This is a genomic window from Nitrospirota bacterium (assembly GCA_013388455.1).
Classification (GTDB): domain Bacteria; phylum Nitrospirota; class Thermodesulfovibrionia; order Thermodesulfovibrionales; family SM23-35; genus JACAFF01.
In genome coordinates this window covers 1-26,592 of record JACAFF010000033.1, presented here as the reverse complement: position 1 = coordinate 26,592, position 26,592 = coordinate 1, and the positions used below count along the sequence as shown (strand labels likewise).

Genomic DNA, 26,592 nt, shown 5'->3' with positions numbered 1-26,592 from the left:
AGACTGAAACAGGGAAAGTGGAAAAATCCGGTTCCTATACTAAGGGCAAAGGCATATGACCTTTTGCAACTTTTTAATATCAAATTCTACAAGGAGACACAAAATTCTTGATAAGTCTCGAAATGGATCTTAATCCCTTTTCAAAACAATACTTGTCAAGTAAAGGCTTGAGCTTCTCTTTACCTAAGCGTAGATACTTTTGTCTCATCTCCTTGATAAAGAAAATAATCTCTTGTGATATATTTGAACGTCTTACCCTGTGAGGTCGTGTAGAGTGAGGAATTAAGGCTGTAAGGCTGCCTCCATTGTCCTTAAGTCTCTTCCTCCACCTGCTAATGACCTTCCTGTCAGCTCCAAATGCCTCCTTGGTTGCTTTCTCCCCATATTCCTCATAAAACTTAATTATCTTCATCCTCTGCTGGGCTACCTCACTCCCTGAAAATCTCCTAAGACTCCAGAGCATATCCTGAAACCTCCTGCTATAAAATCCTCGTATCTTACTAAATAACGGATATGCTTGTGCATAATGATCCATTATCCCTTAATGTCGCATATGTGTCTTAACTTTTCCATGGATTTAATAAGAAAAAACAATTCTTTAACTAACTATGATAGACATATTTTTGGTATACTTTTTCTATGAAGAACCATGAGATTGCGGAGATTTTCAATAATATCGCTGATTTGCTCGAAATTAAAGGTGAGAACCCCTTCAGAATAAGAGCATATAGACGTGCAGCAATGAATATAGAAGCTTTTTCCAAGGATGTTGCAGAAACATCTAAGATTGAACTCCTGAAAATACCTGGTATAGGTGAAGATCTGGCTGGCAAGATAAATGAATATATCAGAACAGGAAGACTTCAGTTTTATGAAGATTTAAAAAGAGAAGTGCCAGAAGGACTGAGCATACTGCTATCTGTCCCGGGCCTTGGACCTAAAACAGCAAAGTTGCTTTTTGAGAGGCTTAAGATAAAAGATTTGAATGACCTTGAGCGTCATGCACTTAATCATAAATTGAGCAGGTTGCCGGGGATTAAGGAAAAGACAGAAGAGAATATCCTGAAAGGCATTGAGATGCTGAAAAGAGGAATGGAAAGGCAGCCTCTGGGAAAAGTCCTCCCTATAGCAAATGATATTTATGAATATTTAAAAAATAAAGCCCCTGTAAATAGAATCAGTATAGCTGGAAGTATCAGACGATGGAAAGATACTATCAAAGATATAGATATCCTTGCTACATCAGGAGATTCTAAGACAGTTATGAATGTTTTTATACACATGCCTCATGTAAAAGATATAATTATGCACGGTCCAACAAAATCAAGCATCATAATTCACGAAGGGCTTCAGGTTGATCTTCGCGTCGTAGAAGAAGATAGTTTTGGTGCAGCACTCGCTTATTTCACAGGCAGTAAAACTCATAATATAAGGTTGAGAGAGATGGCCTCTAAATTTGGTATGAAGATAAATGAATATGGAATTTACAGGGAAAAAGATGACAAAAAATTAGGGGGGAAGGAGGAAGAAGATATATACAATTTGCTGGGATTACCTTACATCCCACCTGAGTTACGTGAAGACACTGGCGAGATAGAAGCTGCTCTTGAACATAGATTGCCAAAGCTTATTGAATTACACGACATTCAGGGTGATCTCCATGTTCATACAAAAAGGAGTGATGGTAGCCATGATTTTGATGAGTTAATTGAAGAAGCAAAAAAGCGAGGATACAAATACATTGCAATAACAGACCATTCGAAAGGTCTCGGGATAGCAAGAGGTCTTACTGTAGAAAGACTGATGGAAGAGAAGAAAGAGATAGAGGCTTTGAATAAAAAATTGAGAGGTTTCAAGTTAATCTCTGGAACCGAAGTAGATGTGAAGAGTAATGGAGAACTTGATTTCGCGGATGAAGTTCTCAAAGAGATGGAGATTGTTGTCGCTTCTATTCACTCAGGTTTCAGACAGAGTAAAAGTCAGATTACGAAAAGGCTAATATCGGCTATGAAAAATCCTTATGTTTCAATTATAGCTCATCCAACGGGAAGATTGATTGGAGAACGCGAACCATATGATGTTGATATCGAAGAGATTTTCAAGGCAGCTAAAGAAACAAAGACAGTCCTTGAGATAAATGCTTATCCACTCAGACTTGATTTAAACGATGTATACGCTAAAAAGGCTAAAGAGATGGGTATCCCTTTAGTAATTTGTACAGACACTCATATAACCAGTCAGTTTGATTACATGTCATATGGAGTATCAATTGCAAGAAGGGGTTGGCTTGAAAAAAAGGATGTTTTAAATACATTAAGCTATGAAATGGTTTTAAGGAGAATGAAAAAAGGAGTTTTGAAATAATATAAATTTATTCCTATGGACTTCAAAGTCAGAACATAAATTTACCAAAATATGTAAGAATATCCTGAATTATCTGGTAAAATAAATTGTGGATATTATAACTTCCCATATTAATGCTGACTTTGATTCCCTTGCCTCAATGGTTGCCGCAAAGAAGCTATATCCTTCTGCACAGATTGTCTTTCCAGGTTCTCAGGAGAAGAAACTGAGAGATTTTCTGGAGGCGTTTAATTTTTTAGAAATCAAACGCATTAAAGATATTGACCTTAATGATATTACGCGATTAATAATTGTTGATACTAAAATCCCAAACAGAATTGGTCCTTTTGCAAAAATTCTTTCCAATAAACAAATTAAGATACATATATATGATCACCACCCTTTTAGTAAAGGAGATATCAGAGGCGAAGTTGAGAAAATAGAGAATGTGGGAGCAACTGCAACAATTTTTACCGAGATTCTCAAAACCAAAAGGATTCCCCTAACACCAATAGAAGCAACAATTCTTGCTCTGGGTATATATGAAGAAACAGGGTGTCTTCTTTTCCCTTCTACAACAGAAAGAGACTTGCTTGCTGTTGCGTATTTGCTCAAGCGAGGAGCTAACCTTAATATCGCATCGAGTTTTTTAAAAATGGAATTAAGTATGGAAGAGCTTGATATCCTTAACGAACTGTTACAATCGTCAAAAGAGATGGTTCTGAGAGGAATACGTATAAAGATAGCAAAGGCAACATGTGAACATTACCTTGGAGATGCAGCACATCTGGCACACAGGATGATGGACATGGAAGATATTGATGCAGTTTTTGTGCTACTAAATATGGAAGGTAAAATTTTGATTGTTGCAAGGAGCAAAGTGCCGGAGCTTGATGTCTCAAAAATTACAACAGAATTTGGAGGTGGTGGACACCCTACAGCGGCATCTGCAACTATAAAAGAGGACTCTCTTGAAGTGATTGAAGAGAGATTGATTGATATTATCAATACTCACATAAAGCCAGGAAAAGTTGCCAGTGATATCATGACTCGTCCAGTGATAACTATCCAATCGGATGTTTCTATAAAAGATGCTGCTTCTATGATGACGAGATACGGGGTCAATGTGTTGCCAGTATTAAAAGGAGAAAAATATTTTGGGCTAATATCAAGGGAGGTTGTTGAAAAAGCATTATTCCATGGTTTTTGGAGAAGCAAAATCATGGATTTTGCAACAACCGATGAAATAACTGTAGAGCCAATAACCCCTATTCGCGAGATAGAAACAATAATGATAGAACAAAATCAAAGGTTCATGCCAGTTGTGGAAAATGGAAAGATAATTGGAGCTATCACAAGAACTGATCTGTTACGTACACTTTATGAAGAGTTTCTAAGGAGAAGAAAAATTGAGGAGACGGTAACAAGAGAAAGACAAACAATTGGAAGAAATCTTGCCTCTTGGCTGAAAGAAAAATTTCCGCAGGAAATTTATAAAATCCTTAAGATTGCAGGAAATATTGCAGAAGAACTCGGGTTTAACGCATATCTTGTAGGAGGTTCTGTAAGAGACCTCGTAAGGGGTGAAGAAAATCTCGACATTGATATTGTTATCGAGGGTGATGGTATTGCTTTTGCACGTTTATTTGGAGAGAGATTAAATGCAAAGGTAAGATCTCATCAAAAGTTTGCTACTGCACAAATTTTTACTGATGGTTTAAAGCTTGATATAGCCACAGCCCGAACCGAGTACTATGAATCGCCTGCTGCATTGCCTAAGGTTGAAACATCATCTATAAAAAAAGATCTCTACAGAAGAGATTTTACTATAAATACACTCGCTATAAAATTGAATCCACGAGATTTTGGTCTTCTTATAGATTTTTTTGGTGGACAACGTGATTTAAGGGAAAAGACAATAAGAGTGCTACATAACCTTAGCTTTGTCGAAGATCCAACAAGGGCATTCAGGGCAGTGCGATTTTCTGAGAGGTTCGGTTTTAAAATCAGCAAGCATACAGAAAATCTAATAAAGTCAACGATAGAGATGAATTTATTTGATAAACTGTCAGGCCCGAGACTTTATGAAGAACTCCTTCTTTCATTTTATGAGACTGATCCTGTGAGGACACTAAAGAGGCTTTCTGATATTGGACTTCTGAAGGTTATTCACAAAAATTTGACATTCAATGAGAATCTTGAAGAGAACTTGAAATCAATGCAGGAGACAATCTCGTGGTTTGATCTTCTTTTCCTTGAGGAAAAGACGGATAAAGGTGTTTTATTCCTCATGGTTTTATTGGCAGGATTAAAAGAAGAAGACATTAAGACAGTACTTGATAGATTGTCTCCTCCACCGAAAGTCAAGGAAATGATTGTAAATGGGTTAACATATGCAAGAGAAATTCTGAAAAGACCTTCTGTCGATGATCCGGTCGAAATATATAAAATTCTGAGCAATACAAAGCTTGAAGTTATTTTATTTGTGATGGCTTTAAGTAAAGATAGGAAGAAAAAGAAGATGATATCTTATTTTTTGACAGAGTTGCGAAATGTAAAGACAATATTAAAAGGGGACGATCTAAAGAATATGGGAATAAAACCAGGGCCGATATATTCAAAAATTCTAAAGGAACTTCTTGAAGAAAAGTTGCGTGGTCATCTAAAGACAAGGGAGGAAGAAGAACAATTTGTCAGGACTCAGAGACAAATCTATCCTCAAGTTTTTTCATAAGTTTATCCATGGTTGTATATTCAAGATCTTCAAGTCCCAATCTATGAGGTTCAAAAGAACCATGATATCTCATGTAATTAGAAATCTCGTTTGCTTTTCTCCTTGCTTCATCAAATGCCACATCATCAAATAGGTCTCTAGGCCCTATTAATTTTCCATTACTGATCTGGAATCCTGCTGCAATAACCCTTGGTGGGCCATCAAATCTGGATGGATTTGCTTCATAAAATGGTACAGGCATCAGAGGCCCACAATGAGATCCCCGCATCCATCCTTCGACCAGATGCGGAAATGCAAAAGGTTCAAGAACTTCCCCAATTGCAGGCAATCCGGACTGGCATCTAACAATAAGAACAGGATCATCTTTGCCAACATACTTCCCTGCAATGAGACTGAGTTTCTGGGTTGATGCTACTGCTGCAAGCATCCCGTCATTTCTATAAACAGCCCTTATTACAAATCTTCTCATTGCCCCGATAAACATTAAAAGATTATATATCTCTGCAGGACAAGTAAATGTAATCTTTTTATGTTTGTATACATCTAATATATCAAAAGAGAAACCTTCATGCATTGAAGGGTCAATGACCAATCCTGCTGTATTAAATGGATCTGCGAATATTTTATATAAAGGTAGATTCCATGCCCCTGGGGATGTTTTATCAGCCATGAAGATTATGACCGGTTCACTTTTTCTTTCCTCGAATTCCATTTCAGCGACGCCAGGCCCCATTCCCTTAACCGTCCCTGTAAATGCGTCGGCCAGAAGATCTTGTCCTGCTCCGTAAAGTTTTAATCTTTTTGCAACTTCAGTGCAAGAGACAAATGTATTCCATGCCATTTTGTGAATATCCTGTGAATCTACCCCGCGCTTATGTGTCATGATAAGTTCGAGGTCGTCACCACAACGTGTTACATGAAAATCAATTATTAAGTCTTTTTCTAAAGCATATGACAATTTTTCTTTTGCAGTTTCTATAATTTCGCTGTGAATACTTGAATGCCCAACGTATCCACCGACATCAGCCTTAATTACTGTCAAGGTTATTTTTTCTGACATGATAACTCCCAACTAAAAAATTTTTATAGTAAATCGAAGTTTAAAATTAAAAGGGCACATATTTGTGCCCCTTTAATTTTAAAATATAAAATTTATTTAACTGCGTCTTTAAGCGCTTTACCAGATGTGAACTTTGGTATCTTTGCGGCAGGAATTGTAATAACTTCGCCAGTCCTCGGGTTGCGCCCTTTTCTGGTTTTTCTTTTAACAACTGAAAACGTTCCAAACCCAACAAGTGTAACTTTTTGCCCTTTCTTTAGTGCTGTTCTGATTGAGTTTAACATTGAATCCAGCGCCCTGGACGCATCCGCCTTACTTAATCCTGTTCCCGATGCAACCTTGTCAATAAGCTCTACTTTTGTCATCTATATTTCCCCCCTTTCATTATGAAAGTATTATTAGTTAATATAAATAAAGCTGTCATAACAGTATCAAGTAAGAAAACATTTTGTCAAGCCAAAAATGAATATTTATTATGTAGAAAAACTCATGCCAGTTGAATTGTTAATTCTTTATTTTTAAATAAAAATTATATTTATATTTTTGAAGAAAATGTTTTCACTCGTTTATAAATAAGATTTAATTAATTTAAATTTCAGTATAACTAAAAATTTCGATTTTATTTTTTTACTCATATCTTTAAAATCAAGTAATGCAGTTGCCAATACTTTCCTCAAACTAATTCCATTTAAATCAAATCGTGATCGACATATACAGATATAATTCGAGAGATTTATACCCTTTCTAATTTAGACAGATAAATCAATATGTAGTAGTTATATCGCGGAAAACATACATAATATAGAGATAATATTTTTTTCTTGACATTCGTTAAGCCTCGCAATATTATTGAGTGGTAGAAAGTGGTAGAAAGTGGGAGGAAAAATGCCAGCTTTCTCTGGGAAGTATTATTACACTGTTGATCTAAAAGGTAGAGTTATTATACCTGCTCCTTTTCGTGAAATTATTACGAGTAATTATAGCACAAAACTATATATAACAAACGCACTATTTGACAGATGTTTATACATATATCCTCTTGAAGAATGGAATAAACTGCATGAGCAGATACGAACTAAACCAAAATCCGATGAGGCTATTAGATATTTTTTAAGAAGAATTATTGCATCTGCTGTTGAGATTGAGATGGATAAACCTGGAAGAATTCTTATCCCTGCTGCTCTTAGAGAGGATGCAAACATTAACTCAAGTGTTGTTTTAGTCGGACAGATAGAGCGAATCGAATTGTGGGACAGAAATGAGTGGGATTCCTTATTTGATCCGAATAAGATCGATAGAAAAAGCATTGAGGAAAAACTTGCAGGATATGGACTCTAAAGAGTAGTTATTGAAAATTGGATAATGATATTTCTCATCTGCCGGTTATGCGAAGAGAAGTTATTGAAATGCTAGGCCCCAGGCAGGATGGGATATATATTGATGCAACTATCGGGCTTGGAGGACATGCAGAAGATTTTTTGAAGTTAATCGGCTCAGATGGCATGTTGATCGGCATAGATAGGGATGAAGAAGCTTTAAAGATAGTCAAAGAGAGATTCGTGGATAAGAAACTTATAATAAAAAGGGGGAGCTTTTCAGAGATGGAAGCCTTACTTGTTACTGAGGGAATATCAGAAGTAGATGGTATTCTGTTTGATCTTGGGGTTTCCATGCTACAAATCAAAGATAAAGAGAGAGGGTTTAGTTTTTTTTCTAATCAACGTCTGGATATGAGAATGGATAGAAGACAAAAGCTCTCAGCATGGGATGTTGTTAATAAATATCCTGAGAAAGAGCTTGAGAAAATATTACGGGAATTTGGCGAAGAAAAGAAGGCAAGAATGATAGCAAGAGAGATAGTAAAACAGAGAAAGAATCATACAATCGATACATGTGCTGAACTTGCAGAGATTTTAGAAGGTATTGCTCGTAGAAATAAAGGATTACATCCTGCAACAAAGACATTTCAAGCTTTAAGAATAGAGGTTAACAGAGAACTTGAGCAACTTAAAAAAGGACTTAATTCAGCATTAAGACTGCTTAAGAAAGGTGGAAGGATATGTGTCATCTCCTATCATTCTCTTGAAGACAGGATAGTGAAACATTTCATATCTGATAATGCAAAAAAGGGGGTGCTGAAGATTATTACCAAAAAACCCAGAACTCCTTGCGATGAAGAAATAAGGATTAATCCATCTTCAAGAAGTGCAAAAATGAGAGTAGCGGAGAAAAATTGATGTTTTCTTGTTTAAGAAAAAGTATTTTTTCAGTTCTCTTTAAGCCATTAATAATTTTTTTATTTATTGCTGGGGTATTCAGTCTTGTATATCTCAGAACAAATGTCCTGAAATTAGAATATAACATTGCTGAACTCGAGAAGAAAAAAGCAGAGTGTCTCAAAGAAAGGAAAATGCTTGTTGCAGAAAAGACAAGTTTACTTTCTTTTGTAAAACTAAAAACAGCTTTGAACAAAACAGAGGGCTTTGTGATACCCGATAGAATAAAAGTAATACATATAGACAATGCAGAAAGAATGTTACCTCATAAGACATCTATAGAGAGAAAGATGGATTGACACTAAAGAATAGAACGAGGTGGGGGGTTGCAGAAAAAGAGGGCGATAATTCTGAATACAGCTATAATCTTTAGTTATTTTCTTGTGCTTTTACGTCTGGCAGATCTTATGATAATAAATCATGGGAGACTTTCAGAAAAAGCACATCAGCAACATATTAAAGTTGAAGATATTCAGGTTAGAAGAGGAATTATCTATGATAGAAGAGGGAGAGAACTTGCACTCAATTTGGAATTGGAATCTCTATATTGTGACCCTAAAATTCTTGATCTAAATTTAGAGAATGCTAAAAAACTTGCTTCCTTAGTATCACAAGAACCAAAGGTTATTCTTGCAAAGATTCCAAGTGAAGGAAGATTTACATGGATTAAAAGAAAGCTCGAACCAGATATAGCAGAAAAAATAAGGATGCTTCGTATTCAAGGATTAGATTTCATCCCTGAAGCAAAGAGAGTTTATCCAAGAGAGGAGCTCGCAGCTCATGTTCTTGGTTTTGTTGGAATTGATAATCAAGCCCTCGAAGGAATTGAATTGCAGTATGATGATTATCTCCAGACGAGCGGAGGCACGGTATCTTTCGAGAGGGATGCAAGCGGCAAAATACTCTCTTCAGGAGTAGAAATAGAGGCAAAAGGGAATAATATTGTACTTACTATCGACGAAGTCCTTCAGGGTATTGTAGAAAAAGAACTTGACAACGCAATGGCGAAATGGCATCCCGCCTCTGCATCTGTCATCATAATGGACCCATACACTGGTGAAATAATGGCTCTGGCAAACAGGCCGACTTATAACCCTAATAGAGGTGGACATGCTGATGAATCAGCCAGAAGGAATAGAGCAATTACTGACTTATATGAACCGGGCTCAACATTTAAGATTATTATTGGAGTTGCATCACTTGAGGAAAAGATTATCACGCCTGAATCTTTGTTCGATGTCAGTAGTGGTGGGATAGAGGTTGGAGGTAAAACCATACGGGATGTGCACAAACATGGAATTCTTAGTTTCAGTGAGGTTATTAAAAAATCTTCAAATGTCGGTTCAGTCATGATAGGTATGAGACTCGGTAAGGAAAATATATATAAATATGCAAAATTGATGGGGATAGGGTTGAAGACAGGAATTGACCTGCCAGGAGAAGTTTCAGGATGGATTTCTCCACCTGAAAGATGGTCAGGCACATCTTTGGGTGCGATATCAATCGGGCAGGAGGTAGCTGTAACTCCTTTGCAGATGTTGAGAGCATACTGTTCAATTGCAAATGGTGGATTTCTTGTCAAACCACATATAGTATCAAGAATAATTTCTCCAGAGGGTGATATTATTTTTTCTTCTCAGAATAAAGAAAATGAAAGAGTGAAAATTATTTCTAAAAAGACTGCAGATACTTTCAGGGAAATATTAATGGGTGTTGTTGAAGAGGGTGGGACAGGGCGAAGTGCTTCTGTAGATGGTAATCGGGTAGCTGGAAAGACAGGCACGGCGCAGATGATCAATCCTGAAACAAGGAGATACTCGAAGGAAAAATATGTCAGTTCATTTGTCGGTTTTGTCCCGGCATATAATCCGAGACTCGCGATGATTGTTGTTATTTATGAGCCGAAAGGACAGATTTACGGCGGTGTTGTAGCAGCACCTGTTTTCAGGGATATTGCCAGTCAGGCATTGTCTTACCTTGGTATACCAAGAGAAGATATGTATGAACAGCAGATATCTCTTGTAGTATCAAGATGATGCTTAGAGAAATTCTAAAAGATTGTGAATTTATTGGAGATTTAAGAAGCGAGGATGTAAAGAAGGAGATAGTAAAAGTGACGTATGATTCAAGAACCGTGCAAAATGATTCTCTCTTTGTTGCAGTAAAAGGCGAAAAATATGATGGGCACGATTTTATTCAGGATGCGATACAGAAAGGGGCATCTGCTGTAGTCTGCGAATATAAATATAAAGGATGTTCATTATCAAAACAAGATGAGACATCCTATATTTCGTTTATTAAGGTAAAAAACAGCAGGAAGACACTTGCATGCATATCAAATAATTTTTTCGATAGGCCGTCAGAAAAATTAATAGTTACAGGGATAACCGGAACAAATGGGAAGACAACAACAACATACATTCTGAAATCAATACTTGACATATGTGGAAAAGAAACAGGCCTAATCGGAACTATCCAGTATATGATAAAAGATGCTGTCTTCCCTGCACTTCACACAACACCTGAATCCCTTGAATTTCAGAAGCTTTTGCAGGATATGCTTGTTGCAGGATGTACTCATGTAATATCTGAAGTGTCTTCTCATGCACTTGCACAATACAGGGTTGACAGGACATCGTTCAAAACAGCAGTTTTCACTAATCTTACAAGAGATCATCTTGATTTCCATAAAACAATGGAAGACTACTTCCTTGCAAAAAAGAGATTATTTTTTGAACTCCTTTCAAGAGATGGAACAGCTATCTTAAATATTGACGATTCATACGGCAGAAGATTGAATTGTGAGCTTCGGTCATTCTCAAAAGAAATAAATTCTAAAATTAAAATACTGACATGTGGGATAGAAAATAGTGCAGATATTATGGCGACTGATATCAGAAATTCATTCCATGGATTGAAGTTCAAGATATTATTTAGTGAGCGAAAATACGATGTTTTGTCTTCTCTTATTGGGTTACCAAACGTTTATAACATTCTCTGTGCTATCGGGGCAGCGATCTCACTTGGAGTTCCATTCGAGTATATTATTAAGGGTATAGAAAAGACTAAGACAGTTAGGGGTAGATTTGAAAATATTGATGTGGGTCAGGATTTTCTTTGCATTGTTGACTATGCCCATACAGAAGATGCGCTGCAAAGGCTTATTTTAACTGCAAGGGAAAGTATTTCGTCCACACATGACCCAAATGTCTCTTCAGGTCTCACTCATGTTCCACGAATTATAACAGTCTTTGGTTGCGGTGGAGACAGAGATCGTGGTAAAAGACCGAAGATGGGTGAAATAGCAACACATCTTAGTGATATAGTAATCATTACCTCAGACAATCCAAGGTCTGAAGATCCTCTAAAAATAATACGACAGATCGAAAGTGGAGCGGTAAATAAAAATTATCTTATAGTGCCTGACAGAAAAGATGCTATTAAAAAATCAATAGATATGGCTTGTGCAGGTGATATTGTTCTCATTGCTGGCAAAGGGCATGAGGATTATCAAGAAATTAAAGGTGTCAGGTATAAATTTTCAGACAGACAGGTTGCTAAAAGTGCTATTGAAAAGAAATTAAAACAGAAAGAATGAGATTTGCAAGATCAGATATTGTTAACACTATGGGACTATTAAAGCTAAATGATATCATAAATGCAACAGGCGGAGACCTTATCTCCCTTAATGCAGATTCCTTTTTGGGTATCTCAATAGATTCAAGGACTATATCTGAAGGTGAACTGTTTATTGCACTGAAAGGAAGCAGACATGACGGGCATAATTTTCTTAATGAAGCTTTGAGACGAGGAACTGGAGCTATCGTAGAATTTCCACCAGAAAGATTTTATAAAGATAAGACTGTAATTTATGTCAAGGATAGTCTCAGGGCATTACAGGATATTGCACATTATCTACGAATGAAAAGAAATGTGCCGGTTATTGCTATAACTGGCTCAAATGGAAAAACAACTACTAAAGAACTTATCGCATCGATTGTAAGTACACGCTATAAGGTTTTAAAGAACACCGGAAATTTAAATAATCAGATAGGCTTACCTTTAACTCTTACAAGAATAAGTGAAGATGATCAGATGATTGTTCTTGAGATGGGTGCAAGTGCTCCCGGGGAAATAAATCAGCTTTGTAAAATAGCAGTTCCAAATTATGGTGTTTTGACAAATATTGGCAAAGCTCATCTCGAAGGTTTTAAAGATCTTGAAACAGTGAGAAAGACAAAACTTGAACTTCTTAATACTGTAAATGTAGCTGCAGTCAATGCGGATGATGCTTTTATGATGGCAGGGGTCAGAATGTCGGGGTATAATGGCCGCTTAATCAGGTATGGTATAAAAAATATTGCTGAGATCTATGCTTCTAATATAGTACAACATGAAAAAGGCTTAAATTTTCTGATTTGTATCTATGGAGAGATATTAGATGTTAATTCACAATTGTCAGGTATATTCAATGTTTACAATATTCTTGCAGCTACCGCAATTAGCTATGTAATGGATATCCCCCTTCTCCAGATAAAGGAAGCAATCTGTGGTTTCAAGGGTGTCCCCATGCGACTTGAGTTTAAAGAAATCAATGGAGTTGAGATTATCTATGATGTTTATAATGCTAACCCTGCATCAATGGAAGAAGCGTTGAAAGAACTTGTGAGAATCAAAAAAGACAGAACGATTGCAGTACTTGGTGACATGTTGGAATTGGGTTCTTATGCAGAGGAAGAACATAGAAGTCTTGGAAGGCTATTGTCAAAGTTAAAGATTGATATTCTTATCGGAGTGGGCTCATATATGGCCCTTGCTGCATCAGAGTTTAATGGAAATTTCTATTCGTTACAGACAGCAGAAGAAGCAGGAAGGATTTTAAAGAAGATATGTAGGAAAGGTGATGCTGTTTTGATAAAAGGTTCAAGAGGAGTGAAAATGGAAAAAGTCCTGGAGGATTATGCTCTATAATCTGTTATATAATTTGCACGATTGGTTTTCGCCATTTAATGTATTTCGATATATTACATTCCGAACAGCCCTTGCTGTAATAACTGCAATGTTTTTCTCGTTCGTATTAGGCCCATGGATGATTAAAAAGCTAAGAAGATTGAGTTTAACTCAGCATATCAGGGATGATGGGCCAAAAGCTCATATGGAAAAAGCAGGGACACCAACAATGGGTGGAGTTCTTATTATCTTAAGCATAATTATATCTCTTTTTATGTGGGGAGACCTGAAAAATATCTATATATGGACTATGATTATTGCGCTACTCGGATTCGGGACGATCGGTTTTTTTGATGATTATCTGAAAATTATCAGAAAAAGTCATAAAGGTCTCAGGGCATATCAGAAGTTTGGTCTCCAGATTATACTTGCACTGCTCCTTGGTTTATTTCTTTATATGAATCCAAAGGACCCATATAATGATGTCCTGAGCATCCCTTTCTTTAAGAAGTGGTTTTTTGATTTAGGCTGGATTTATATACCCTTTTCTGTGTTGGTGATCGTTGGGTCATCAAATGCGGTTAATCTTACCGATGGGATAGATGGACTTGCAATAGGTCTTGTTGCTGTTGCAATACTTGCGAATGCTGTTCTTGTTTATATATCAGGACATAAAGGATTAGCACAATATCTTCAGGTTTTATATATGCCCGGAACCGGAGAATTGACTGTATTTTGTGGAGCGATGTTTGGTGCTGCTCTGGGGTTTCTCTGGTACAATTCTTACCCTGCTGAAGTTTTCATGGGAGATGTCGGCTCAATCGGTCTCGGTGGAGCACTTGGGACGCTTGCAGTTATAACAAAACACGAGATAGTTCTTGCAGTTGTTGGTGGAATCTTTGTTATAGAAACACTCTCTGTCATAATGCAGGTCATGTCCTTCAAACTTACAGGTAGAAGGATATTCAAGATGGCACCTATCCACCACCATTTCGAATTGAAAGGATGGCCTGAACCAAAAGTAATAGTGAGGTTCTGGATTATTGGTATAATGCTTGCTTTATTGAGTCTGGCAACTTTAAAAGTGAGGTGAACATGAAAGGCAGGTTCAGAGTTAAAAGTTTAAAGTTAAAAGCTGATAAAAGGAGATATATATTCTTTTTCTTCCTGTTTTTAATTTTCACTTTTCACTCTTTGCTTTCAACTTCCACTGCTGATACAGTTCGTTCCCGCTCTGTAGTGGTAATTGATACATCAAAAGGGGATATTTTATATGCTAAAAATCCGCATCTAAAATGCCCTCCTGCAAGCACAACAAAATTAATGACAGCGATAGTTACTTTAGAGAATAAAGACTTGAGTGATATGGTAACAATAAGCAGAAATGCATCACAAACACCACCTCATAAAGCAGGGCTTAAAGAGGGAGATAGAATATCTGTTGAAAACCTTCTCTATGCATTACTTATCAACTCTGCAAATGATGCGGCTGTTGCACTGGCAGAGGCTGTTGCCGGTTCAGAGGCAAATTTTGTAAAGCTTATGAATAAAAAGGCTGTATCAATTGGAGCAAAGAATACGAAGTTTATAAATGCAAGCGGTCTCCCAGGATCGGGACAATATACGACAGCCTATGATCTGGCAAAAATAATGCGTTATTCATTGAGAAATCCCAAAATGAAGGAGATTATTGGTACCCGTGTGGCACGTGTGGAAACAGAAGAGGGGGATTCAATATTTCTGAGAAATACAAATAAGCTTTTATGGACTGAAGATTCTCTTGTTGGAGGAAAGACAGGATACACAAGAAGGGCAATGCATTGTTTTGTCTGTGCTGCAGAGCGTAATAATGATACCGTAATTGTATCAATTCTCGGAAATCCGAGCAGAAATAGTCTATGGAAGGAGACAGAGCAACTTATTGCAAAGGGATTTAAAATAAAAGAGAATAAAGAACCATCCATTATATATCTGACAAAGACAAGTTATGATAATGCCCATATAAAGAAGACATCGCACGAAAAGATTGCCAACCTAAAAAAGAAGAATTCAAAAAATAAGACAAATAAAAAATTAATAGCAAAGAAAAAGACAAAAGACAAAAAGTATATAGCAAAGAAAAAAGTAAAAACAAAAAAATTTGCTAAGAAAAAAAGCATAGACAAAAAGAAAAATTACAGGATTGCCAGGAAAAAAGGGAATGATAGGACTGAAGGATAAAAATGTTACCGTAGTTGGTCTTGCAAGGAGCGGAGTAGGTGCAGCGAATTTACTCTGTGAACTTGGTGCCCATGTGACTGTTACTGATATAAAGCCTGAGCAAGAACTTAAGAATTTTGTCAAAAAACTTTCTCCATCAGTCAGACTTGCCTTTGGCTCACATCCAGAACATCTATTCATAAATGCTGACATAATCGTTATCAGTCCAGGAGTATCGCTTGAAATTTCGCCAATACAAATGGCAAAAGCAAAAGGTGTACCTGTGATAGGGGAACTCGAACTTGCTTATCAGATAATCCAGTCAATGGTCCATAATCGTCAGTCATCAGAAAAAATCATTGTAAAATCAGCTAATATTCAACATGTAACTTGCAACGCATTCCCATATTTTCTTGCTGTTACAGGCACAAACGGAAAGTCAACAACAACAGCACTGCTCGATTTTATGATAAAAAAGAGTGGTTTTTCTACTATACTCGGCGGAAACATAGGGAATGCATTGACTGAAGAAATATACAGGTTATTAGTCAAGAAGCGTGAAGGAATAAAAAGAGATGATGCCACTGATTCCTGGCAAAATCCTGTTAATTATATTGTTGCTGAGGTATCAAGCTTTCAGCTCGAATCTATAAAGGAATTCAAACCGAAGATAGCATCAATACTCAATATTACCCCTGACCATCTCGATCGCTATCATTCTTTAAAAGAGTATATTGACGCGAAAGTCAGGATATTCGAAAACCAGAGCATTGATGATTTCCTCGTGATTAACAGAGATGATTCAGAAATTTTTAAAATAGCACTTGAAAAATTAGAAGGTAGAACAGAAAAAGTAAAAACTTATTATTTTAGTCGTAAAGATGAAGTTGAGGGTCTTTATTATAAGAATGGGAATATCTATTGTAATTTTTCGGATAACCCTTTCCCGCTTATTGAAGTTGATGAAATCAAGATAAAAGGAGTTCATAACCTGGAGAATGCCATGGCTGCTTCAGCCATGGCTCTCCTTGCAGGATGTTCTATCGAGGCAGTAAGAGATTCTCTTAGAGAATTTCCTGGCCTTGAGCATAGACTTGAATTTGTTAGAGAAATAAGGGGTGTCAGATATTTCAATGATTCAAAAGGCACGAATGTTGGAGCAGTTATGAAATCTCTCGAAAGTTTTCCAAATTCAGTAATTCTGATTGCAGGTGGTAGAGACAAAGCAGGAGATTTTTCTTTATTGAGGGATTTGGTGAAAGCAAAGGTAAAAGCCCTGGTTTTAATTGGTGAGGCAAGTGAAAAGCTCAAGAAATCGCTTGGCGACCTTACGACTACCCTAATTGCTGAAGATTTAAGAGAAGCTTTAGTAATGTCCCGTAGTATCTCATCCAGCGGCGATGTTGTCCTTCTTTCACCAGCGTGTGCAAGTTTTGATATGTTCAGAGATTTTGAGGATAGGGGAAGACAGTTTAAGAAAATAGTGAGGGAGATAGAGGAGTGAATAATTCGAATAAAATTTTGATATTCACTGTATTTCTTTTGATCGTGGTTGGTTCTTTAATGATATACAGCATTACTTCGGTCGTTCCTTCCGTCTTAGCAAAGAAGGGCATAACTGAGTTTTATTATTTCAAAAGGCATCTTTTTACAGTTGTTATCGGCTTTATTTGCATGCTTATCGTTTATCTGCTCAAACCATCTTTTATTAAAAAAATGGCTATCCCTCTTCTTGTATTTTCTTTTGTCCTTTTAATACTTGTTTTTCTCCCAAATATTGGGGTATCAGCTGGAGGAGCAAGGCGGTGGATAAAACTCTGGCCATCAACGTTTCAACCATCTGAGCTTGTGAAACTTTCCATGGTGATATTCTTAGCAAAGTACATGTCTATGCCAGGATACAGGACGGACAGTTTTCTCTCTTTTGCAAAACCTATATGCATTATGGTGATATTTCAGGTTGCAATTTTGATACAACCAGACTTTGGAGCAGCAATGAGCCTTGCCATTTTAACAATTACTATGCTTTTCATTTCAGGTATAAAACTGACTTATATTGCATCACTTGCTGTTGTTGCTATTCCAGCAATCATTGTACTTGTTATGGAACCATATCGTCTTAAAAGGGTTATGGCATTTTTGAATCCCTGGGAAGACCCCCTAAGAAGTGGATTCCAACTTGTGCAGTCTTTTATTGCTCTTGGTAGTGGAGGCTTAACAGGTGTTGGACTTGGAAGTTCAAAGCAGAAATTGTCATATTTACCTGAGTCACATACAGATTTTATTTTTTCAATAGTTGGTGAAGAGTTCGGGTTTATAGGTGTTGTAGTATTGATTTCGTTATTTCTGATTCTCTTTATTAAGGGAATATCAATAGCAAACAAAGCAAAAGATGAGTTCATCTATTATCTGGCAACAGGATTGACTTTAATGATTTCACTTCAGGCCTTGATAAATTTTGCAGTTGCAACTGGGATGGTTCCAACAAAGGGATTGCCACTGCCTTTTATTAGTTATGGCGGTTCATCTTTGCTTGTGAATATGACAGCAGTTGGAATATTGCTGAATATATCGAGAGAAGAACAAAACAGAAAGGTTCAAGATATAGACCAGCAGTTTATTGTTAGAAGAAAGGCACGGAGGACTTTTTATGCAATTAAAAAATAGATTGTCATATTGTGAACCTGATGTTTTATGAAAGTAATCATAGCAGGAGGAGGGACTGGTGGACATCTTTTCCCGGGACTGGCGTTGGCTGAAGAATTCAAGAGGAGGGATCCTTCAACAGAAGTGATATTTGTCGGCACAGAACACGGATTAGAGGCAAGAGTGATTCCAAGAGAAGGTTATACATTGAAGTTTTTAAGGGCAGAGGGATTAGTGGGAGTATCTATCATAAAGAAAGTAAAGGCAATAATAAAAATATTTTTTTCGATAATTGATTCATACAGAATTATAAAAACAGTAAGGCCTGATATCATAATAGGTGTTGGTGGATATGCTTCAGGTGTTATTCTTTTCGTCGCATCCATCAAATCAATACCGACCATGATAATAGAACAGAATGCAATCCCGGGGATGACTAACAAGATTCTCGGAAAGTTTGTAAATACAGTCTGTATTTCATATCAGGAGAGTATATCTTTTTTCCCCGGTGTCAGAACATTTCTAACAGGAAATCCTGTTAGGCTTCAGGTATTCAAAGGTAATATTGAGGCTGCATACAAACTTTTTTCTCTTGAAAGAGAACTCTTTACGATTTTTATATTTGGTGGAAGTGCAGGGGCAAGGAGTATTAATAGGGCGATGGTTGATGCACTTAATTATCTATATGATCTAAAAGACAAGATTCAGTTTCTTCATCAGACGGGTCAAAGGGATTATGAAAATATCAGGGATGCATATAGAAAGGTTGGTTTTAAAGGTACTATTGCACCTTTTATTTATCAAATGGGTGAGGCTTATGCAGTTGCAGATATTGTTATATCAAGGGCAGGAGCTACAACCCTTGCAGAACTGACTGCTCTCGGTAAGCCTGCAATATTAATACCCTATCCATATGCTGCCGGAAATCATCAGGAGATAAATGCAAAGAAACTTGTTGATATGGGTGCTGCAAAGATGATTCTGGATCGTGAAATGAAAGGTGAAATACTCGCAAAGATGATACGTAATTTATATGAAAATGAAAAACTAAGAGTGGAAATGCAGAACAATAGTAAATCTGTCGGGAGACCAGAAGCGAGTGAAAAGATTGTTGATATAGCAATGAGTCTGATCAAACAGTCGTCAATAAACAGTCGACATAAGAGGCAGAAGGATGTTTTCTAAACGTTTCAGGGTTATCCATTTTGTTGGAATAGGCGGAATCGGGATGTCCGGAATAGCGGAATTGCTGTCTAACCTCGGATATGAAGTTACCGGTTCTGATATTAGAGAGTCAGAAACTACCACGCGTTTGAAATCACAAAATATAAAGGTCTATATAGGACATAAAGCAGAGAATATAGATGATGCACACGTATTAGTTGTGTCATCAGCAGTTCATGAAGATAATCCGGAAGTAATGGAGGCGAGGAAAAGATCAATACCTGTAATCCCACGTGCAGAGATGCTCGCTGAACTTGCAAGATTAAAATACGGAATTCTTATTGCAGGAGCACATGGAAAGACTACAACAACTTCTCTGATTTCAACGATTCTTGCACATGGAGGTTTTGACCCTACAGTTGTTATAGGAGGTAGACTTAAAGCAACAGGAAGCAATGCGAGGCTGGGGCTTGGAGAATTTATAGTAGCTGAAGCTGATGAGAGCGATGGCTCATTTCTTAAGCTCTCTCCAACAATTTCAGTTGTGACTAATATAGATAGAGAGCATATGGATTTCTTTAAAACAATTGATAAGTTAAAAGAAGCATTCCTCTCTTTTATCAATAAAGTTCCATTTTATGGTGTATCAATAGTCTGTGCTGACAACGAGCATGTGCGTGAACTACTCCCATTTGTGCAAAGGAGATGTATTACATATGGATTTAATAACGAAGCACAACTTCGGGCAATAAATATTAAAAAGGGATTTATGTCAATAAGCTTTGAAGTAATTTATAAAGGAGAAGTTCTCGGGAAATTTGTTCTTCCTGCACCCGGGGAACATAATGTTCTCAACAGCCTTGCAGCAATATGTGTTGCTCTGGTTCTCGATATTGACAGTTCAATAATCATGGATGCACTCAGAAATTTTGAGGGTATTCAGAGAAGACTTGAATTTAAGGGTGAGGGGCGAGGCATAAAAGTGTATGATGATTACGGCCACCATCCTGCTGAAATACGTGCAACACTAAGGGCTGTTAAAGAAGGATTGCAGACTATACAAAAATCAGGCCGATTATTTGTAGTGTTTCAGCCTCACAGATATACGAGGACAAAAGATCTACTGGATGAATTTGCAGGAGCGTTTCATTATGCAGATTCACTTGTGCTTCTTGATATTTATCCTGCCGGTGAAAAGCCAATTGCAGACATTGATTCATCTAAATTGGAAGAAAAGATAAAAGAAACTGGATTTTCAAGAGTCATTTATATAAATGACAGGCATAAAGTTTCAGAGTATGTTGTCTCAGAAATGAGGCCGGGTGATATTTGTCTGACTCTCGGAGCAGGCGATGTATGGAAAACTGGGGAAGATATAATCGAAAAATTAAGGACTAAAAAATAAATATGAAGAATATTTACTTGAAAGTTTTTAAGCAAAAGGATTTTTTCAAAGGTGAGCTAAAGTTTAATGAAATGATGAGTAGACATACATCTTTGAAGATTGGAGGCCCGGCTGATATATATGCAGTTCCTCAGGATTTGACATCTCTAAGAGAACTGCTGGTTGAACTTAAGAGAGCTCAGTTACCTTTTTACCCACTTGGCGGAGGAACTAATTTATTAATCAAAGACGGCGGGATTCAAGGAGCCATTGTATCCTTGCGATTTTTTCGAAGAATAGGAACTTTAAGAGAAGATGGAATTTATATATATCTGAATATAGAAGCCGGGGTTCCACTTCAGAGGCTTGTAAGTACGTCGGCTGAAAGAGGACTCACAGGTGTCGAGGGGCTTGTAGGTATACCAGGAACAGCAGGTGGTGCAATTTGTGGAAATTCAGGAGCATTTGGTTATGAGATGAAAGATGTTGTAATTTCAGCAGATATTATGAATGATGAAGGGAAAATAACAACTTATAAAGCTGAAGATCTACAATTTAGATACAGGAGTTCAGGTGTTCTGCCCACTTCACTTATTATTTCTGCGGAGATAAAACTCAAAAAGGCAGAGGTAAATAGTGTTTCAGCAAAAATCGAAGAATTTTTAAAAATAAAGCGTGAAAAGCAACCGATATGGGAAGTATCAGCAGGATGTGTATTCAAAAATCCACCTGGATTATCTGCTGGAAAGCTTATTGATGATGCAGGATGTAAAGGTATGAGAGTTGGAGATGTTGAAGTAAGCAATGTTCATGCAAATTTTTTTATCAATAAAGGACGTGCAAAAGCATCTGATTTTATAAAATTGATGCAAAAGGTTTCGGATGCAGTTAGAAAAAAGACAAAAATTATACTCGAACCGGAAATAAAAATTATCGGGAGAGATGTTAAAGGATAAAAGGATAGGTGTATTAATGGGAGGAACATCCGCTGAAAGAGAGGTGTCTTTGCGGAGCGGGAGTGCTGTATATAATGCGCTTAAGCGGTTGAATTATGATGTAATTTCTATAGATGTTGGTAAGGATATTTGTGCTGTATTGGAAAGAGAGCGCGTAGAGATTGTATTCCTTGTTCTGCATGGTGGTTTTGGTGAGAACGGATCAATACAGGGTTTACTCGACGTGCTCGGTATACCTTACACCGGTTCGGGTGTGCTCGCATCAGCACTGGCTATGGATAAAGAAGCTTCGAAAAAGATTTTCCTTTATCACAATATACCAGTACCTGATTTTATTGTTATTGATAAGATGCAAGGGTTTCGAAAAATTAACTTTCCTTTGCCATGGGTTGTTAAGCCTGCAACAGAAGGTTCGAGTATTGGTGTAAGTATAGTAAAAGATGATACGAATCTGAAAGATGCATTAAAGAAAGCATTTCTACATAGCTCAAGGGTTATTGTCGAAAAGTTTATAGAAGGCAAAGAGGTGCATATAGGGATATTAAATAATGAAGTGCTTGGCGGTGTTGAGGTAAGACCTTCTCTTGAATTTTATAATTATGAAGCAAAATATACAGCGGGACTCACAGAGTATATACTTCCTCCTGAAATAAACAATATTACATATCAAAAAGCAGAAGAAATTGCCCTTAATGCGCATAGAGCAATTGGTTGTAAAGGTGCTACAAGGGTTGATCTGAGAATTGATACTGAAGGTAATCCTTATGTTCTTGAAGTTAATACAATACCAGGAATGACCGAGACAAGTCTTTTGCCAAAGATTGCAAAATTAGCAGGCTATGATTTTTCAGGATTAATCGAGGAAATACTTAAAGGTATAGATGTATGAAAATCAATAGATTGGAGAAAATGAATAAAGGAAAAAGATTAGGCTGGATGATAAGGAATATTGCTGTTTTTATATTTATTTTTTCCATCGCAATCTTCATTTACAGTTACGTATCATTGAGTCCGCAAAGTCTACTTTTCCCTGTAAGAAATATTGTTTTTATAGGGAATAAACATCTGACAGACGATGAACTCGAGACGCTTGCAGGTGTTCAGATGAATGAGGGGATGCTTATTATTTCAAACAAATCATTAAGCGAGCGATTACTCAAGTCTCCATGGATAAAGAGCGTCATGATTCGTAAGGGATTTCCTGATACTCTGATAATTATGGTTGAAGAATCAGTGCCTGTTGCACTTCTTGATATGAACGGACATCTTTTTCTAATGGATGAAAACGGAAAATTCCTTGAGGAGTTAAGAGGTGATTCAATACCTTTTCTTCCGATTGTTACAGGCGATCCTTTTACTCAGAAAGACGGATTTATAGAAGCGATGAAGCTCGTGAAATTGATGCATAAAACTGGATTTGTATCTGAACGAGACAATATCGTGATTAATACACAGAAGCCGCATGAACTTACTGCTAACATTGATGGAACTATTGTAAAGATTGGCGCGGGAGACTATGAAGAAAAACTTGAAAGGTTTTTACAACTGGAGAATGATATAAAAAATCTAAGGATACCTGTCGATTATATTGATTTAAGGTTTAATAACAAGGCAATCTTAAAACCTTTAGATTATAAGGTAGCACAATGAAACAGGAAAACATTGTAGTAGGGCTTGATGTAGGGACAACAAAGATATGTGCAGTTGTAGCTGAAAAAAATTCAAACAGAGTAATGATTCAAAGCATTAGTTCTGTTCCTTCAACAGGCCTCAGAAAAGGTGTTGTGATAAATAAAGAGTTAACAGCAGATTCTATAAAGAAGGCAGTGAAGTCCGCAGAATCATTGACAGGAATTGAAATTCGTGCAGTACATATTGGGATATCAGGGGGGCATATAAAAGGGTTTGATAGTTATGGTGCTGTTTCCGTCAGAGATAAAAAGGTGATGGCGATTGATGTTGAGAGGGCAATAGACTCTGCGAAAGAAGTTTATATGCCATTGAACAGAGAAGTTTTGCAGGTTATTCCTATGGGATATAGTGTTGATGGGAGAAATGGCATTGTGAATCCCATTGGAATGATAGGAAACAGGCTTGAAGTAAAAGTTTACATCATAACTGGGGCTATTAGATCAGTTCAGAATCTTCTTCAAAGTTGTCAGGATGCAGGAGTTGATGTTATTGATATCGTCTTTGAACCACTTGCAGCTGCGGAGGCAATACTTACTGATGAAGAGAAAAAGAAAGGGGTTGCTGTTATAGATATCGGAGGTGGCACAACCGATATAGTGCTATATAAAAATGGCTGGATCAGGCATTCCGCTGTCTTTGATATTGGTGGTAATCATTTTACAAATGATATAGCAGTTTGTCTGAATTTATCTATACAGGAAGCCGAGCGTATCAAGAAGACTTTCGGTATGGTTGCAAAAGTGACAGATGGTTCTGAGGAGATAGAGATTTTTCAGGAAAGTCAACAAAGGAAAATAATGTGCAAGGACTTATCTGAAATTATAATGTCAAGGGCTGAAGAGTTACTCAATTTGATAAAGGCTGAACTTATATTATGTTCAGGTTATGAGATAGCATCTCAAGGAGTTGTTCTTACTGGTGGTGGCTCTTTACTCGAAGGTCTGATTGAACTAGCAGAATCAAAACTATGCATGCCTGTAAGGATAGGGGTTGCAAGAGGTTTAAGGGGATGTAGTGATATCATCTCCAATCCTATGTATTCTACTGGTGCAGGTCTGGTTCTTCACGGAGTAAGCACAGAAATAAAAGAGTATTATCCTGATGTAAGTACAGGAATATTAAATAAAATGAAAAGTTGGGCACAAGAAATTTTTAGATAAAGGAGGTTTAACATGTTTGAGATTGAAGAAATAAAAGGGCAAAAGGCAAAGATTAAGGTGGTTGGAGTCGGTGGTGCTGGAGGTAATGCTATAAACAATATGATCGCATCAAATCTCCAAGGAGTTGAATTCATTGCTATTAATACTGATATGCAGGCTCTGGATACAAATCTTGCTCCAATTAAAGTGCAGATCGGGGCTAATCTAACAAGAGGACTCGGTGCAGGCTCGGATCCAAAGATTGGGAGAGAAGCTGCCCTCGAAGATAATTCTGCTATTGCGGAGCACCTTGAGGGTTCTGATATGGTATTTATTACTGCTGGTATGGGTGGAGGAACAGGCACAGGTGCTGGCCCGGTGATCGCAAACATTGCAAAAGAACTTGGGGCTATAACAGTTGCAGTTATTACCAAGCCATTCTTTTATGAAGGGAAAATACGCTATGCGAACGCAGAAGAAGGTATAAAGGAACTGAGGCAGAATGTAGATACATTAATTGTTATCCCAAATGACAAAATAAGTATGGTCGTAGAAAAGGGAACACCTCTCCTGAAATCTTTTGCTGTTGCCAATGATGTACTCAGACAGGCTGTCCAAGGTATATCAGATATCATTCTAATCCCTGGTCTGATCAATGTAGATTTTGCTGATGTTAAAACTATTATTGAAGATAAAGGTCGTGGAGTTATGGGTTCTGGTTACGGTAAAGGAGAAAATGGAGCGACTGAAGCAGCTAAAAAAGCCATTAATAATCCCCTTCTTGAAGAATCCTCTATTGAAGGTGCGAAAGGCATCCTTGTCAATATAACTGGTGGTCTTGAACTTTCCCTGCATGATATTCAGGAAGCAGTTTCATTTATCTATGATTCTGCACATGAAGAAGTGCACCTAATATTCGGTGCGGTAATCAATCCTGATATAACAGATGAAGTCCAAGTGACAGTTATAGCAACAGGCTTTGAAGACCAGAAAGAAAAAATAGAGTTGCCTCATGTAAAGAAGTGGACTCCGTTGAAACAGCCTTTAATTTACAAGGGTTCAGAGAGGGTATTGTCAAAAAGCCTCAGAACTGATTACAACGTTAACATGATACCGAATGAGATTATGTCATATGAAAATAATATAGATATTCCAGCTTTTCTAAGAAAAGCTCCCCAGACACCCCAGAAGGAGCTTTAACTTCCCTCCCACGAGGGGCTTCCTCCCCCGGAAGCCCCTCCCCCCCCATAATACAGCTTGCTTTTTGTGATGAGGTGTAATATCTTTTTTATATGAAAAATCAGATAAGGTATCTTCAAGAATTATTTTACAACATCCTGAACGATTATGGAAAAGTCTATATCATTGTAAAATATTCAGAGAATACGGTTATAGGGAAAAGAGGTTTTACTGACGAAGAAAAAAACCAGGGGCTTATACTTGTATTCAATCAGAGAAATCATAAGAACCTCCGGTGGGAAAATGATGGAAGTATTGTTACCACATTGGGTTTTGGAATGAATAATCGACAAGAAAACTGTTTTCTTCATTTTGATGATATTATTTCTGTCTTTTCTCCAGATGCGAAAGTGAAGTTCGAAAGATGGGATTTTTTGGCCCTCGATAACAACACAAAGGAAATTCAGTCAGACGGGGTCAGTAATAAAAAAAGACCATCCGATGAGAAGGTTATATCACTCGAAAATTTCAGGAAGGCAAAGCCTCATTGATACCAGTGTGTTGTTGTAATACTAAAAATTAAATTTCATTTTAAATCTGTAAGAGATGTCTTAAGTTTTTCTTTGAAATGCAATTAAAATAATGCAGATGTTGTGAGAAAATAACAATAATTTAATAAATTCATCGAGTTAAAGAAATTTTTGAGCAATATCTGCATTATTCGGGTTAACGGCTCATAGGAGTTGTAACCCCCCATGGCCCAAAGCTTGAGCCTTCCCATCTTGCCCTGTGGCAATCTGCACACATTGTTGAAACCTTATTTGTGTTTCTCAAGAAGAAGACCTGTTCACCAACAGATTTTCCACCTGT

The 26,592-nt window shown here is 37.1% G+C and carries 24 protein-coding genes; 20 read left to right on the top strand and 4 right to left on the bottom strand.

Annotated elements, in window-relative coordinates; translation table 11 throughout:
* Nucleotides 1-79: 79 nt before the first annotated feature.
* Nucleotides 80-535 (bottom strand): helix-turn-helix domain-containing protein, encoded by a 456-nt coding sequence (locus HXY53_08200; protein ID NWF76530.1) that lies wholly within the window; start codon nt 533-535, stop codon nt 80-82.
* A 104-nt stretch (nt 536-639) separates the two neighbouring features.
* On the opposite strand from HXY53_08200, the gene polX reads away from it, so the two are divergent.
* A complete protein-coding gene (gene polX / locus HXY53_08195) occupies nt 640-2,364 on the top strand; it encodes a DNA polymerase/3'-5' exonuclease PolX (protein NWF76529.1) in 1,725 nt (574 codons plus the stop codon).
* Between the two features lie 88 nt (nt 2,365-2,452).
* Nucleotides 2,453-5,077, top strand: a complete 2,625-nt coding sequence (locus tag HXY53_08190) for a CBS domain-containing protein (GenBank protein NWF76528.1) — start codon at nt 2,453-2,455, stop codon at nt 5,075-5,077.
* Here the strand turns inward: HXY53_08190 and HXY53_08185 are convergent.
* Together HXY53_08185 and HXY53_08180 are read right to left on the bottom strand one after the other, a co-directional pair.
* Nucleotides 5,037-6,137 carry a fructose 1,6-bisphosphatase gene (locus HXY53_08185; GenBank protein NWF76527.1) on the bottom strand — a complete coding sequence of 367 codons (1,101 nt, stop codon included), beginning with the start codon at nt 6,135-6,137 and terminating at the stop codon, nt 5,037-5,039. The genes HXY53_08190 and HXY53_08185 overlap by 41 nt on opposite strands.
* A 92-nt stretch (nt 6,138-6,229) precedes the next feature.
* Nucleotides 6,230-6,502 carry an HU family DNA-binding protein gene (locus HXY53_08180; protein NWF76526.1) on the bottom strand — a complete coding sequence of 91 codons (273 nt, stop codon included), beginning with the start codon at nt 6,500-6,502 and terminating at the stop codon, nt 6,230-6,232.
* Between the two features lie 520 nt (nt 6,503-7,022).
* On the opposite strand from HXY53_08180, the gene mraZ reads away from it, so the two are divergent.
* The 18 genes from mraZ to HXY53_08090 all read left to right on the top strand — a co-directional run bounded on the left by mraZ (nt 7,023) and on the right by HXY53_08090 (nt 26,273).
* A complete protein-coding gene (mraZ, locus tag HXY53_08175) occupies nt 7,023-7,475 on the top strand; it encodes a division/cell wall cluster transcriptional repressor MraZ (protein ID NWF76525.1) in 453 nt (150 codons plus the stop codon).
* Between the two features lie 47 nt (nt 7,476-7,522).
* Nucleotides 7,523-8,374: a 16S rRNA (cytosine(1402)-N(4))-methyltransferase RsmH gene (rsmH, locus tag HXY53_08170; GenBank protein ID NWF76524.1), complete on the top strand. Its 852-nt coding sequence runs from the start codon at nt 7,523-7,525 to the stop codon at nt 8,372-8,374.
* Nucleotides 8,374-8,712 (top strand): hypothetical protein, encoded by a 339-nt coding sequence (locus HXY53_08165; GenBank protein NWF76523.1) that lies wholly within the window; start codon nt 8,374-8,376, stop codon nt 8,710-8,712. The genes rsmH and HXY53_08165 overlap by 1 nt, the downstream gene beginning before the upstream one ends.
* Nucleotides 8,713-8,739: 27 nt before the next feature.
* Nucleotides 8,740-10,449: a penicillin-binding protein 2 gene (locus HXY53_08160; protein NWF76522.1), complete on the top strand. Its 1,710-nt coding sequence runs from the start codon at nt 8,740-8,742 to the stop codon at nt 10,447-10,449.
* On the top strand, nt 10,446-12,011 hold the full coding sequence (locus HXY53_08155) for a UDP-N-acetylmuramoyl-L-alanyl-D-glutamate--2,6-diaminopimelate ligase (protein NWF76521.1): 1,566 nt from the start codon (nt 10,446-10,448) through the stop codon (nt 12,009-12,011). Before HXY53_08160 ends, HXY53_08155 begins: the two co-directional genes overlap by 4 nt.
* Nucleotides 12,008-13,384 carry a UDP-N-acetylmuramoyl-tripeptide--D-alanyl-D-alanine ligase gene (locus HXY53_08150; GenBank protein NWF76520.1) on the top strand — a complete coding sequence of 459 codons (1,377 nt, stop codon included), beginning with the start codon at nt 12,008-12,010 and terminating at the stop codon, nt 13,382-13,384. Before HXY53_08155 ends, HXY53_08150 begins: the two co-directional genes overlap by 4 nt.
* Nucleotides 13,374-14,456, top strand: a complete 1,083-nt coding sequence (locus tag HXY53_08145) for a phospho-N-acetylmuramoyl-pentapeptide-transferase (GenBank protein NWF76519.1) — start codon at nt 13,374-13,376, stop codon at nt 14,454-14,456. Before HXY53_08150 ends, HXY53_08145 begins: the two co-directional genes overlap by 11 nt.
* A gap of 2 nt (nt 14,457-14,458) precedes the next feature.
* Nucleotides 14,459-15,583, top strand: a complete 1,125-nt coding sequence (locus tag HXY53_08140; protein NWF76518.1) for a D-alanyl-D-alanine carboxypeptidase — start codon at nt 14,459-14,461, stop codon at nt 15,581-15,583.
* A complete protein-coding gene (murD, locus tag HXY53_08135) occupies nt 15,564-17,066 on the top strand; it encodes a UDP-N-acetylmuramoyl-L-alanine--D-glutamate ligase (protein NWF76517.1) in 1,503 nt (500 codons plus the stop codon). The genes HXY53_08140 and murD overlap by 20 nt, the downstream gene beginning before the upstream one ends.
* Nucleotides 17,063-18,229 carry a putative lipid II flippase FtsW gene (ftsW, locus tag HXY53_08130; protein ID NWF76516.1) on the top strand — a complete coding sequence of 389 codons (1,167 nt, stop codon included), beginning with the start codon at nt 17,063-17,065 and terminating at the stop codon, nt 18,227-18,229. Before murD ends, ftsW begins: the two co-directional genes overlap by 4 nt.
* 27 nt (nt 18,230-18,256) lie before the next feature.
* Nucleotides 18,257-19,393, top strand: coding sequence for an undecaprenyldiphospho-muramoylpentapeptide beta-N-acetylglucosaminyltransferase (gene murG / locus HXY53_08125; protein NWF76515.1), 1,137 nt, complete (start codon nt 18,257-18,259; stop codon nt 19,391-19,393).
* Complete coding sequence (locus HXY53_08120) at nt 19,383-20,777, top strand: UDP-N-acetylmuramate--L-alanine ligase (GenBank protein NWF76514.1); 1,395 nt, start codon at nt 19,383-19,385, stop codon at nt 20,775-20,777. Before murG ends, HXY53_08120 begins: the two co-directional genes overlap by 11 nt.
* A 2-nt stretch (nt 20,778-20,779) precedes the next feature.
* Nucleotides 20,780-21,712 (top strand): UDP-N-acetylmuramate dehydrogenase, encoded by a 933-nt coding sequence (murB, locus tag HXY53_08115; protein NWF76513.1) that lies wholly within the window; start codon nt 20,780-20,782, stop codon nt 21,710-21,712.
* The gene (locus HXY53_08110; protein NWF76512.1) at nt 21,699-22,601 is read left to right on the top strand and encodes a D-alanine--D-alanine ligase; all 903 of its coding nucleotides are present in this window, start codon (nt 21,699-21,701) and stop codon (nt 22,599-22,601) included. Before murB ends, HXY53_08110 begins: the two co-directional genes overlap by 14 nt.
* A gap of 20 nt (nt 22,602-22,621) precedes the next feature.
* Nucleotides 22,622-23,362, top strand: coding sequence for an FtsQ-type POTRA domain-containing protein (locus HXY53_08105; protein NWF76511.1), 741 nt, complete (start codon nt 22,622-22,624; stop codon nt 23,360-23,362).
* Nucleotides 23,359-24,564 carry a cell division protein FtsA gene (gene ftsA, locus HXY53_08100; protein ID NWF76510.1) on the top strand — a complete coding sequence of 402 codons (1,206 nt, stop codon included), beginning with the start codon at nt 23,359-23,361 and terminating at the stop codon, nt 24,562-24,564. Before HXY53_08105 ends, ftsA begins: the two co-directional genes overlap by 4 nt.
* A 12-nt stretch (nt 24,565-24,576) precedes the next feature.
* Nucleotides 24,577-25,743, top strand: a complete 1,167-nt coding sequence (gene ftsZ / locus HXY53_08095; protein NWF76509.1) for a cell division protein FtsZ — start codon at nt 24,577-24,579, stop codon at nt 25,741-25,743.
* Nucleotides 25,744-25,835: 92 nt separating this feature from the next.
* On the top strand, nt 25,836-26,273 hold the full coding sequence (locus tag HXY53_08090) for a hypothetical protein (GenBank protein NWF76508.1): 438 nt from the start codon (nt 25,836-25,838) through the stop codon (nt 26,271-26,273).
* Nucleotides 26,274-26,448: 175 nt separating this feature from the next.
* Here HXY53_08090 and HXY53_08085 read toward each other — a convergent pair.
* Nucleotides 26,449-26,592 (bottom strand): hypothetical protein (locus HXY53_08085; GenBank protein NWF76507.1); only part of this gene is annotated, 144 nt, incomplete at its 5' end.

Bases quoted from the DNA above. Each gene is read 5' to 3' on its own strand.
- HXY53_08145 (NWF76519.1), top strand. From the start codon at position 13,374: ATGCTCTATAATCTGTTATATAATTTGCACGATTGGTTTTCGCCATTT.
- HXY53_08105 (NWF76511.1), top strand. From the start codon at position 22,622: ATGAATAAAGGAAAAAGATTAGGCTGGATGATAAGGAATATTGCTGTT.
- HXY53_08120 (NWF76514.1), top strand. From the start codon at position 19,383: ATGTTTTCTAAACGTTTCAGGGTTATCCATTTTGTTGGAATAGGCGGA.
- murG (NWF76515.1), top strand. From the start codon at position 18,257: ATGAAAGTAATCATAGCAGGAGGAGGGACTGGTGGACATCTTTTCCCG.
- HXY53_08140 (NWF76518.1), top strand. From the start codon at position 14,459: ATGAAAGGCAGGTTCAGAGTTAAAAGTTTAAAGTTAAAAGCTGATAAA.
- ftsA (NWF76510.1), top strand. From the start codon at position 23,359: ATGAAACAGGAAAACATTGTAGTAGGGCTTGATGTAGGGACAACAAAG.
- HXY53_08090 (NWF76508.1), top strand. From the start codon at position 25,836: ATGAAAAATCAGATAAGGTATCTTCAAGAATTATTTTACAACATCCTG.
- polX (NWF76529.1), top strand. From the start codon at position 640: ATGAAGAACCATGAGATTGCGGAGATTTTCAATAATATCGCTGATTTG.
- HXY53_08155 (NWF76521.1), top strand. From the start codon at position 10,446: ATGATGCTTAGAGAAATTCTAAAAGATTGTGAATTTATTGGAGATTTA.
- rsmH (NWF76524.1), top strand. From the start codon at position 7,523: ATGCGAAGAGAAGTTATTGAAATGCTAGGCCCCAGGCAGGATGGGATA.
- murB (NWF76513.1), top strand. From the start codon at position 20,780: ATGAAGAATATTTACTTGAAAGTTTTTAAGCAAAAGGATTTTTTCAAA.
- murD (NWF76517.1), top strand. From the start codon at position 15,564: ATGATAGGACTGAAGGATAAAAATGTTACCGTAGTTGGTCTTGCAAGG.
- HXY53_08185 (NWF76527.1), bottom strand. From the start codon at position 6,137: ATGTCAGAAAAAATAACCTTGACAGTAATTAAGGCTGATGTCGGTGGA.
- HXY53_08165 (NWF76523.1), top strand. From the start codon at position 8,374: ATGTTTTCTTGTTTAAGAAAAAGTATTTTTTCAGTTCTCTTTAAGCCA.
- ftsZ (NWF76509.1), top strand. From the start codon at position 24,577: ATGTTTGAGATTGAAGAAATAAAAGGGCAAAAGGCAAAGATTAAGGTG.
- HXY53_08180 (NWF76526.1), bottom strand. From the start codon at position 6,502: ATGACAAAAGTAGAGCTTATTGACAAGGTTGCATCGGGAACAGGATTA.
- HXY53_08110 (NWF76512.1), top strand. From the start codon at position 21,699: ATGTTAAAGGATAAAAGGATAGGTGTATTAATGGGAGGAACATCCGCT.
- HXY53_08150 (NWF76520.1), top strand. From the start codon at position 12,008: ATGAGATTTGCAAGATCAGATATTGTTAACACTATGGGACTATTAAAG.
- HXY53_08200 (NWF76530.1), bottom strand. From the start codon at position 535: ATGGATCATTATGCACAAGCATATCCGTTATTTAGTAAGATACGAGGA.
- mraZ (NWF76525.1), top strand. From the start codon at position 7,023: ATGCCAGCTTTCTCTGGGAAGTATTATTACACTGTTGATCTAAAAGGT.